The sequence below is a fragment of the Caulobacter sp. GW821-FHT09H08 genome (assembly GCF_059415885.1).
Genome location: NZ_JBWKOC010000002.1, coordinates 30,758 through 40,680 on the forward strand (window position 1 = coordinate 30,758; position 9,923 = coordinate 40,680).

General features: G+C 69.5%; 12 protein-coding genes. 11 read left to right on the top strand and 1 reads right to left on the bottom strand.

All coding sequences use genetic code 11. The features are described 5' to 3' along the window. Window positions 1-47 precede the first annotated feature (47 nt). The 9 genes from AC07NN_RS05485 to AC07NN_RS05525 all read left to right on the top strand — a co-directional run bounded on the left by AC07NN_RS05485 (window position 48) and on the right by AC07NN_RS05525 (window position 7,131). Window positions 48-506, top strand: coding sequence for a VOC family protein (locus tag AC07NN_RS05485; RefSeq protein ID WP_494638272.1), 459 nt, complete (start codon window positions 48-50; stop codon window positions 504-506). Beyond that, window positions 503-838: an MmcQ/YjbR family DNA-binding protein gene (locus AC07NN_RS05490; protein WP_494638274.1), complete on the top strand. Its 336-nt coding sequence runs from the start codon at window positions 503-505 to the stop codon at window positions 836-838. The genes AC07NN_RS05485 and AC07NN_RS05490 overlap by 4 nt, the downstream gene beginning before the upstream one ends. Next, window positions 835-1,164, top strand: a complete 330-nt coding sequence (locus AC07NN_RS05495) for an ArsR/SmtB family transcription factor (RefSeq protein WP_494638276.1) — start codon at window positions 835-837, stop codon at window positions 1,162-1,164. The genes AC07NN_RS05490 and AC07NN_RS05495 overlap by 4 nt, the downstream gene beginning before the upstream one ends. After that, on the top strand, window positions 1,161-1,655 hold the full coding sequence (locus AC07NN_RS05500) for an SRPBCC domain-containing protein (RefSeq protein WP_494638278.1): 495 nt from the start codon (window positions 1,161-1,163) through the stop codon (window positions 1,653-1,655). Before AC07NN_RS05495 ends, AC07NN_RS05500 begins: the two co-directional genes overlap by 4 nt. Beyond that, window positions 1,656-2,918, top strand: a complete 1,263-nt coding sequence (locus tag AC07NN_RS05505; protein WP_494638280.1) for a TCR/Tet family MFS transporter — start codon at window positions 1,656-1,658, stop codon at window positions 2,916-2,918. Between the two features lie 92 nt (window positions 2,919-3,010). Beyond that, the gene (locus tag AC07NN_RS05510) at window positions 3,011-4,447 is read left to right on the top strand and encodes a Do family serine endopeptidase (protein ID WP_494638282.1); all 1,437 of its coding nucleotides are present in this window, start codon (window positions 3,011-3,013) and stop codon (window positions 4,445-4,447) included. 47 nt (window positions 4,448-4,494) lie between these two features. Continuing rightward, a complete protein-coding gene (locus tag AC07NN_RS05515; RefSeq protein ID WP_494638284.1) occupies window positions 4,495-5,796 on the top strand; it encodes a replication-associated recombination protein A in 1,302 nt (433 codons plus the stop codon). Next, entirely contained in the window at window positions 5,793-6,602 is an 810-nt protein-coding gene (locus AC07NN_RS05520; RefSeq protein WP_494638286.1) for an RluA family pseudouridine synthase, read from the top strand. The genes AC07NN_RS05515 and AC07NN_RS05520 overlap by 4 nt, the downstream gene beginning before the upstream one ends. Before the next feature lie 19 nt (window positions 6,603-6,621). Beyond that, a complete protein-coding gene (locus AC07NN_RS05525) occupies window positions 6,622-7,131 on the top strand; it encodes a CC0125/CC1285 family lipoprotein (protein WP_494638288.1) in 510 nt (169 codons plus the stop codon). On the opposite strand, the gene AC07NN_RS05530 is transcribed toward AC07NN_RS05525, so the two are convergent. Further along, complete coding sequence (locus AC07NN_RS05530) at window positions 7,128-8,357, bottom strand: hypothetical protein (protein ID WP_494638290.1); 1,230 nt, start codon at window positions 8,355-8,357, stop codon at window positions 7,128-7,130. The two genes, AC07NN_RS05525 and AC07NN_RS05530, sit on opposite strands and share 4 nt — an antisense overlap. A gap of 163 nt (window positions 8,358-8,520) precedes the next feature. Here AC07NN_RS05530 and crcB point away from each other — a divergent pair, with 163 nt between their 5' ends. Together crcB and AC07NN_RS05540 are read left to right on the top strand one after the other, a co-directional pair. Continuing rightward, window positions 8,521-8,904, top strand: a complete 384-nt coding sequence (crcB, locus tag AC07NN_RS05535; protein ID WP_494638292.1) for a fluoride efflux transporter CrcB — start codon at window positions 8,521-8,523, stop codon at window positions 8,902-8,904. Further along, entirely contained in the window at window positions 8,901-9,896 is a 996-nt protein-coding gene (locus tag AC07NN_RS05540) for an RluA family pseudouridine synthase (RefSeq protein ID WP_494638294.1), read from the top strand. Before crcB ends, AC07NN_RS05540 begins: the two co-directional genes overlap by 4 nt. The last annotated feature ends 27 nt before the right edge of the window (window positions 9,897-9,923 follow it).

A 9,923-nucleotide genomic window follows, 5' to 3' on the forward strand; every position in this document is an offset into this window, starting at 1 on the left:
AGTTTCGATATGCGTTAAATATTTTCGCATTTCGAAAGGAAGCCGCCATGTCCGATTCCCGCCCAGGCCTCGTCTCCGCCGTCAGCTATCGCGACCCCAAGGCGGCGATCGCGTTCCTGGAGAAGGCGTTCGGCTTCGAGCTGACCTTCATGATCGAGGACGCCGACGGCAACCTGGCCCACTCGCAGATGAAGTACGCCGACAGCACGATCATGATCGGCAACGAGTGGAGCGAAAACCACGCCAGCCCGGTCTCGCTGGGCGGCAAGACCACCCAGACGGTGCACATCTACATCGCTGGCGACGTCGACGCCCATTGCGCGCGGGCCAGGGCGGCCGGGGCAGAAATCCTGGCCGAGCCCGCGACCCAGTTCTACGGCGCGCGCACCTATCGTTGCCGTGACCCCGAGCAGCACATCTGGACCGTCTCGGCCGATGTCGAGGTGGTCTCGACCGAGGAGATGGAAAAGCGCAGCGGCCTCAAGATCGCGGTCGGCGCGGAATGATTTCTCCGGAGGACTTCCGCCGGCTGGCCCTGTCGATGCCGCAGGCGGTCGAGAGCTCGCACATGGGCACGGTCGATTTCCGGTGCGGCAGGATCTTCGCGACCCTGGGCAATCCCGACGACGCCTGGGCGATGGTCAAGCTGACTCCGGACCAGCAGGAGATGCGCGTGGCCGCCGAGCCGGACGTCTTCGTTCCTGTACCGGGCGGCTGGGGGAAGGGCGGGGCGACCCGCCTGCGTCTCTCCGCCTGCGACGAGGCCACGGCGCGGGGCGCCCTGAACGACGCCTGGCGCAACGCCGCGCCGAAGAAGCTGCTGGATGCACAAGCGTGAGCCAGGCGATCGATCGCACCCTGGCCGCCTTGGCCGATCCGCACCGGCGGCGGACCGTGGACCTGCTGCGCGAAAGGCCGCGTCGCGCCGGCGAGCTGGCCGAAAGCCTTGGCCTGACCCCGCCGGCCATGAGCCGCCATCTGAAGGCGCTGCGCCAGTCGGGCCTGGTCGAGGAAAGCCATCCCGAGTTCGACGCCCGGGTCCGGGTGTATCGCCTGCGCCCCGAGCCCATGACCGAGCTGAAGGCCTGGCTTGAGGCGGCCGAGGAGCACTGGGTCGACCAGCTTTCGGCCTTGAAGGCGCACGTGGAGTCGAAATCCCGGTGAGTTCCAAGATCCTGGTCGCCCTGCGCATCGCCGCCCCGCCGGAGGTGGTGTTCGACGCCTTCACCGACGATATCGCTCTCTGGTGGCGGCCCAATTCGCTGTTCGCCTTCACCCCGCGCTCGCCCGGCGTCATGGCCTTCGAGGACGGCCGCCTGGTCGAGCGCCTGCCGACGGGCAAGGTGTTCGAGGTCGGCAAGGTCAGTGTCTGGGAGCGCGGCGCGCGGCTGGTGTTCGGCTGGCGGCAGGCGGCGTTCACGCCCGACATGCACACCGAGGTCGAGGTCCGCTTCGAGACGGCCGAGGACGGCCAGACCCGCGTCACCGTCGAGCATCGCGGCTGGGACAGCGTCCCGGCGCCGCACGTGGCGCGGCACGGCTTCCCGAACGCCTTCTTCCTGCAGCGGCACGGCGAATGGTGGCGGGGGCTGCTGGCGGGTCTTGCGAGCCGCGCGAACAGCGTCCACCTAGGGACCGCCGGGGAGGGCGCGTAAATGAACCAGACTATCGTGGGCGGGCGGCGACAGGCGGCCCTGGGCTTCATCTTCGTCACCGCGATCATGGACGTCCTGTCCCTGGGCGTGATGATCCCTGTCCTTCCCAACCTGGTGAAGCAGTTCGGTGGCGGCGACACCGCCATGGCCGCCGACTGGAATATCCTGTTCGCCACCACCTGGGGCGTGATGCAGTTCTTCTGCTCGCCGATCCTGGGCCTGATGTCCGACCGCTGGGGCCGCCGGCCGGTGATCCTGACCTCGATCTTCGGCCTAGGCGTCGACTTCCTGTTCATGGCCTTCGCACCGAGCCTGTGGTGGCTGTTCGTTGGCCGGATCTTCAACGGCATGACGGCGGCCAGCTTCTCGACCGCCGGCGCCTATATCGCCGACGTCACCACGCCGGAGAACCGCGCCAAGGGCTTTGGCCTGATGGGCGCGGCGTTCGGCGTCGGCTTCACCTTCGGCCCGGCCCTGGGCGGCTGGCTGTGGACCTTCGACCATCGCGCGCCGTTCCTAGTCTGCGCGGCCCTGGCCCTGTGCAACTGGCTCTATGGCTTCTTCATCCTGCCGGAGTCCCTGCCGCCCGAGCGCCGCCAGCCGCGCTTCGACTGGAAGAAGGCCAATCCGGTCGGCTCGCTGCAACTGCTCCAGCGCCATCCGGGCCTCTTGGGCCTGGCCGGCGTCGGCTTCCTGTTCCAGCTGGCCCATAACGTCCTGCCCAGCGTCTTCGTGCTGTACATGGGCTTCCGCTACAACTGGTCGCCCCAGACCATCGGCCTGACCCTGATGGCCAGCGGTATCTCGGGGATCATCGTCCAGGGCCTGATCGTCGGCCGCGTGGTCAAGGCCGTGGGCGAGCGCGGCGCGCTGCTGATCGGGCTGGTCTCGGGCTTCGCGGGCTTCATGATCTACGCCCTGGCCCCGACCGGCTTCCTCTATCTGTGCGGCCTGCCGATCTTCGCCCTGACCGGCCTGATCCAGCCGGGCCTGCAGGGCCTGATGACCCGCCGCGTGGCGCCGAACGAGCAGGGCCAGCTGCAGGGCGCCAACTCGGCCATGATGGGCATCTCGTCGATCATCGGCCCGGCGCTGTTCCTGCTGCCGTTCGCCTTCGCCGTCCGCCACGACGCGACGCTGCACATGCCCGGCCTGCCGGTGCTGATCGCCGCGGCGCTGATGCTGGCGGGGAGCGTCCTGGCCTACGCCAAGGCCCGGCCGCTGCCTCAGGCGGAGCCCGCGCCGGAACCGCAGGCGGTCTGACGTATTCAGCCCTCGCCGAAACCTCGACCTTTCCCCGCCTTAGACTCGCCCGAAAGCTCGGCTGAGGTCATGGGGAACCGTTAGGAGCTTCCTTGAACGCCATGCGTCACCTTCGCGCCCTGCTGCCCGCCGTCGTCCTGCTGGCCGCGTGCTCGAACCCGACCGGACAGTCCAACGCCCAGTCGGTCGCCAGCGGGCCGACCCCGGACATGCCGCAGCCGACCCGTCGCGTGCCGGCCGACGCCGCCTCGATGAAGCTGTCCTTCTCGCCGGTGGTGAAGAAGGCGGCGCCGGCCGTCGTCAACGTCGCCAGCCGCCGGGTGGTGCAGCGCCGCGTCGATCCCTTCTGGGACTTCTTCATGGGCGGCGGCGGCCAGGGCGGCGCCCAGGTGCAGGGCTCGCTGGGCTCGGGCGCCGTGGTGCGCGCCGACGGGGTGATCATCACCAACCACCACAATATCGACGGGATGAGCGACATCACCGTCCAGCTGGCCGACCGTCGCGAGTTCCCGGCCGTGGTGCTGCTGGACGATCCGCGCGCCGACCTCGCGGTGCTGAAGATCGACACCAAGGGCGAGAAGCTGCCCGTCATGGCCATCGACGACCAGGACCAGATGGAGGTCGGCGACCTCGTCCTGGCGCTGGGCAATCCGTTCGGCGTCGGCCAGACCGTGACCAACGGCATCGTCTCGGCCCTGGCCCGTACGGACGTTGGGGCCGCTGACTTCGGCAGCTACATCCAGACCGACGCGGCCATCAATCCGGGCAATTCCGGCGGCCCGCTGGTCGACATGGATGGCGACCTGGTCGGCATCAACACCTTCATCATCTCGCGCTCGGGCTCGTCGAGCGGGGTGGGCTTCGCCATCCCCGCCGCCGTGGTCCGCCAGGTCGTGTCGGCGGCCCTGGGCGGCGGCCACAGCGTCGTGCGCCCCTGGCTGGGCGTGAAGGGCCAGCCGGTGACGGGCGAGATCGCCAAGAGCCTGGGCATGCCGGCTCCGCGCGGCGTGCTGATCGCCCAGGTCTATCCCGGCTCCTCGGCCGAACGCGCCGGCCTGAAGGAAGGCGACGTCATCGTCTCGATCGACGGCAAGCCGGTGAACGACGAGGGCGGCGGCGCCTTCGCCATCGGCACCCACAAGGTCGGTGACCGCGTGCCGATGCAGGTCCATCGCGCCGATCGCGAGCAGACGATCACCGTCCGCGCCGACGCCGCGCCGGAGGCCCCGGCTCGCGACGAACGCGCCATCAGCGGCAACAACCCCTTCAACGGCGCGACGGTCGTGAACCTGTCGCCGGCCGTCGCTCAGGACCTGGGCGTCGATCCGTTCGCCGGCAAGGGCGCGCTGGTCACCAGGATCGGCGCCGGCTACGCCCAGAGCTGGCTGCGGCCGGGCGATTTCGTCCGCGCGGTCAACGGCAAGCCTATCGGCACGGTGGCCGAGCTCGCCGCCGCCGCCGCAACCAAGCCGGCCCGCTGGACCATCACCATCGAACGCGGCGGCCAGCTGATCCAGGCGCAGTTCTAGGCGCGCGCCGGGAGGACTTAGACCCGGTGGCCTGCTAGGAAAGGATCATGTCCGATCTCTTCCAGGCCGCCGGCCTGACGCCTCACGCCCCAGCGCCGCTGGCCGACCGGCTGCGGCCCCAGAGCCTCGACGAGGTGGTGGGGCAACAGCATCTGCTGGGTCCTGAAGGTCCCATCGGGCGCATGGCCGCGGCGCATCGCCTGGCTTCCATGATCCTGTGGGGCCCGCCCGGCACCGGCAAGACCACCATCGCCCGCCTGCTGGCCAAGGCCGGCGGCTACGAGTTCCAGCAGATCTCGGCCGTGTTCTCCGGCGTCGCCGACCTGAAGAAGGCCTTCGAGCAGGCGCGGATGCGCCGCGCGGCCGGCCAGAGCACTCTGCTATTCGTCGACGAGATCCACCGCTTCAACCGCGCCCAGCAGGACGGTTTCCTGCCGTTCGTGGAGGAGGGGATCGTCACCCTGGTCGGCGCGACCACCGAGAACCCCTCGTTCGAGTTGAATGGCGCTCTGCTGTCCCGCTGCCAGGTCTTCGTGCTCAAGCGTTTGACCGAGGAGTCGCTGGACCAGCTGCTGCAACGCGCCGAGGTCGCCGAGAACCGGCCGCTGCCGATCGACGCCGAGGCGCGTTCGACCCTGGTCTCGATGGCCGATGGCGATGGGCGCTATCTGCTGACCCTGGCCGAGACCCTGTTCTCGATCGGCACCGACAGTCCGCTGAACCCGACCCAGCTGGGCCAGTTCCTGCAGAAGCGCCGCCCGGCCTACGACAAGGACCGCGAGGAGCACTACAACCTCATCTCGGCCCTGCATAAGTCGGTGCGCGGCAGCGACCCGGACGCGGCTCTCTACTGGCTGGCGCGGATGCTGGAGGGCGGCGAGGATCCACTGTTCATCGCCCGCCGCCTGGTGCGCATGGCGTCGGAAGACATCGGCGCGGCCGATCCGCTTTCTTTGCTCCTGACCACCGCCGCCAAGGACGCCTACGACTTCCTGGGCAGCCCCGAGGGCGAGCTGGCCCTGGCCCAGGCCGTGGTCCACATGGCGTCGGCCCCCAAGTCGAACGCCGTCTACAACGCCTACAAGGCCGCCCGTCGCGCGGCCAAGGAAACCGGCAGCCTGATGCCGCCGTCGCACATCCTCAACGCCCCGACCAAGCTGATGAAGAGCCTCGGCTATGGCGACGGCTATGCCTACGACCACGATGTCGAGGGCGGGGTGTCGGGCCAGAACTACTTCCCGGACGGCATGGCGCGGCCACGCTTCTACGAGCCCAAGCCCGTCGGCGCCGAGGCCAAGGTGCGAGAGCGCTTGGAAGCCTGGGGCAAGGTGCGTAAGGACGGCAAATGAGCAGCCCGAAATTCCGCCGCCCGCCCGGTGTCGCCAAGCCCAAGGCCATCGAGTGCCCGATCACCCTGACACAGGAGGAGATCGCGGCGGCCCAGTCGTGGGTGCTGTACGAGGACGAGGCGATCATCGCGCTGGACAAGCCGGCCGGACTCTCCAGCCAGGGCGGCCGCATCAAGGTTCACACGCTGGATGACCTGCTGTGGGCGTTCGCCAAGCCGGGCAAGGCGCGGCCGCGCCTGATCCACCGCCTGGACCGCGACACCTCGGGCGTGATCCTGACAGCCAAGACCAAGCCGGGGGCGGCCTTCCTGGGCGAGGCCATGATGGCCAAGCGCTTCCGCAAGTCCTACCTGGCCATCGTCGCCCCGGGCGCGCCGGAGCCGAAGGGCGGCATGATCGACAGTCCGTTGCGTCGCGAGTCCATCGGTCGCGAGGCCTATATGCGGGTCTGCGAACCGGACCATCCCGACGCCGAGACCGCTCGCAGCCGCTATCGCACCCTGGCCAGCAATGGCGTGGCGGCCCTGGTCGAGCTGTCGCCGGACACGGGCCGCATGCACCAGCTGCGGGTGCATATGGCGTCCATCGGCCGGCCGCTGGCGGGCGACAGCCGGTATGGCGGGGCGCTGATGCTGGGCGGCGTGGCCGTGCCGCGCCTGATGCTGCACGCGGCCAGGCTGACCTTCCCGCACCCATTGGGCGGCGAGCGCAAGGTTGCGGCCCCGCTTCCGACCGATTTCGCGACCATGCTCAAGGCCTTGGACCTGGCGGTTCCGGAACAGCCTGCGCCGGAAGACCGTTCCTAAGGGTCTGAAGAGGCAAGCCATGAAGATCGCCAAACCCCTTATTGCAGCCGCCCTCGCGGGTTTCCTGCTGACCGCCTGCGCCAGCGCCCCGACCGTCTATCGCTCGGCCGAGGCCAGCCCGACCGCCGTGGGCTATTCGGAATACAAGCTGGAGGCCGGTCGCTACCGCGTCACCTTCCAGGGCGGCCCTGGCGCGCCCGAGGCCCAGGTCGCCGACTACGCCCTGCTGCGGGCCGCCGAACTGGCGATCCGCGACGGCTACGAATGGTTCCGGATCGCCGACCGCTCGACCACAGCCAGCGGCGTCGACCGCGGTCCGCGCCTGTCGGTCGGCGGCGGTTCGGCCAGCTTCGGCCGCCATACCGGCGTCGGCCTGGGTGTCGGCACGAGCTTCAACCTCGGCCCGGGCCCGTCCATCTCGCGCTCGATCGAGGTGGTGTTCGGCAAGGGTCCCGCGCCGCGCGACCGCGACGCCTATGACGCGCGCGAGATCGTCAAGGTCGTCGGCTACGGCCGGGGCCGCGCCTAGGCCGCGGCCTTCTTGGCCAGCGGATAGAACGCCCGGATGCCCGCATGGGTCAGGCCGGCCGTCTCGGCGGCGGCGAAATAGCCGTCCTGCGGCAGGCCCTGCAGCGAGGTCATGGGCGCCAGGCCTTGGGCGTCTCGCCCGAAGGTCATGATGTCCATGGCGATGTTGTTGGCCTCGCCGGTCAGGTCCGAGGCGTCCAGCGTCAGGCCGGCCAGTCGGGCGTCCTTCAGCACGCGCAGGGCTTCCTTGTCCGGCGGCACGCGGGCGATGACGCCACGGGTGAGGGCGCGCAGCAGGCCGACCACTTCCAGCAGGCGACCGGCGGGCGTGCCGCGCGTGACGTCAACTAACTCGACCATGACGCCGCCGCGCAGCAGGCTCAGCGACAGGCCATTGGTGCCGGTCAGCAGGTCGCGGCCGCGCTGGGTGCCCAGGGTGCGGAACGAGGCCGGCACGATCAGCTCGGGTGTATGCGGCCCCTGGACCGAACGGGCGAAGACGGCCGCGTATTTCAGCGTCGCCTCGTCGATGAAGGCCACGTCGCGGTCCGACAGCTTGGTCAGGGCGCGGGACGAGGCCTGGCGACCGCTGGCCAGGTGGGTGACCATCGGCTCGATGCGCACGGCGGTGGTGATATTCCGGCGCAGGCTGACCATGTGCTCGAGCGTGAAGTCCACGCGCAGGGCCGCGCCGCCGCCGGTGGTGAAGGCCACGGGCGTGCGGCGGCTCTCGTCGGTCGGGTCCACCGCGATACGGACGGGCGAGCGCTGGGAGTCGCGGCGGGCGCGGGCGGCCAGCACCATGGCGGCGTTGATCGGCTTGCAGACCGCCTCGCCGTCCTCGATCCCCACGACCGAGCGGATGCCCAGGTCCATCGGAGAGGCCGCGCCCAACAGGTGGGTCAGCACGTCCTCGAGGATCTTCACGCTGGTCGCCTGGGCGGCCAGGCCCTGATCGTTGTTCATGGCGATCAGGAATTCGCTCTCGGAAATGCGCGCGCGCATGTCGCTGCGGTCCAGATGCTCGCCGAGCTTCAGCTCGACATACTTCCAGACGTCGGTGCGCTTGTCGCTCCACCAGTCTCCGGCCCACTGCTTGATGGCCTTGATGCTGATGACGTTGACAGAGCCGCGCCCCACCAACTCGGAGCGAGCCAGGCGCTGGGCCACGGGGCCGGGGAGGGCCACACGTTCGGTCGCATCGTTTGGGGGGGTGTCGAAGGGCATGGTTCTGGCGCTGTTACTACGCCTGAAGGATGCGGCCCCGGCTTTAACCGCTCGTTTGGAAATAGGGTTTCCGAGACCGTTTACCCTGAGAAAAACCGGGGAAAATCAAGGGAACGCGGGCGGGGCGCTTGGCGTTCGCGCCCGCTCAGCGCATAAGGCGTTCATGAACAAGCTGCTCCTGGTGGCCGCCGGCGGGGCCGTCGGCTCGGTCGCGCGCTACATGGTCGGCGTGGCGGCCATGCGGGTCATGGGACCCGGCTGGCCGTACGGCACCTTCACGGTCAACGTCGTGGGCGGTTTCCTGATGGGTTGCCTGGCCTCGTGGCTGGCCCATCGCGGGGCCGTCAATCAGGAAACCTGGCGCGTGATGCTGGGCGTCGGCGTCCTGGGCGGGTTCACAACCTTTTCGTCGTTCTCGCTGGAGACCGCGCTGATGATCCAGAAGCGCGCCTACGGCCAGGCCTTCTCCTATTCCGCCGCCAGCGTGCTTCTGTCCGTGGCGGCCCTGTTCGCGGGCCTGCTGGTCGCCCGCAAGGTTTTCGCATGAGCACCAAGGAAGTCCGCACCCTGTACGTCGACGCCGGCGAGGACGGGGTCCGCCTCGATCGCTGGTTCAAGCGACGCTGGCCGCACCTGAACCACATCCAGCTCAACAAGCTGTTCCGCTCGGGCCAGGTCCGGGTCGACGGCTCGCGCGCCAAGGCCGACACCAAGCTGGCGGCCGGCAGCCAGATCCGCGTGCCGCCGCTGCCGGACGCGCCGGACCCGACGGACAAGAACAAGCTGTCGCCGCGCGACATCGCCTACGCCAAGTCGCTGGTGCTGTACGAGGACGAGGAAGTCCTGGCGCTGAACAAGCCCGCCGGCCTGGCCGTGCAGGGCGGCACCAAGACCACCAAGCACGTCGACAAGCTGCTGTCGGCCTGGGGCGAGGGCGTCGATCGTCCGCGGCTGGTCCACCGCCTGGACCGCGACACCTCGGGCGTGCTGCTGCTGGGCAAGACGCCCAGCGCCGCCGCGCGCCTGTCTGGCGCCTTCGCCAAGCGCAAGGCGCAGAAGACCTACTGGGCCATCGTCGCCGGCAACCCGCACCCGACCGAGGGCGTGATGGAGCTGCACCTGGCCAAGCGCGGCGTCGGCGACCGCGAGCTGGTCGTGCCGGCTCAGCCCAAGGACCCGGACGCCCAGCCGGCCGAGACGGAATTCGTCACCATCAGCCGCGCCGGTCCGCGCGTCACCTGGATGGCGCTGCGTCCACACACCGGCCGCACGCACCAGCTGCGCGCCCACATGAAGGCCATGGGCCACCCGATCCTGGGCGATCCCAAGTATGGCGACGAAAAGTCCGCGCCGCTGTCGGAAGGGCTGAAGCTGCAGCTGCACGCCCGCTCGATCCTGCTGCCGCACCCGTCGGCCGGCATGCTGCACATCGAGGCGCCGCTGAGCCCGGAGATGAAGGACGGCTTCGCCAAGTTCGGCTTCTCGGAAGACGAGGCCGAGACGGAACCCTTCGCGCGTAGGCAGACCAGGCGGCGGTAAGACAAACCTCCTCCCCCAGGAGGGGGA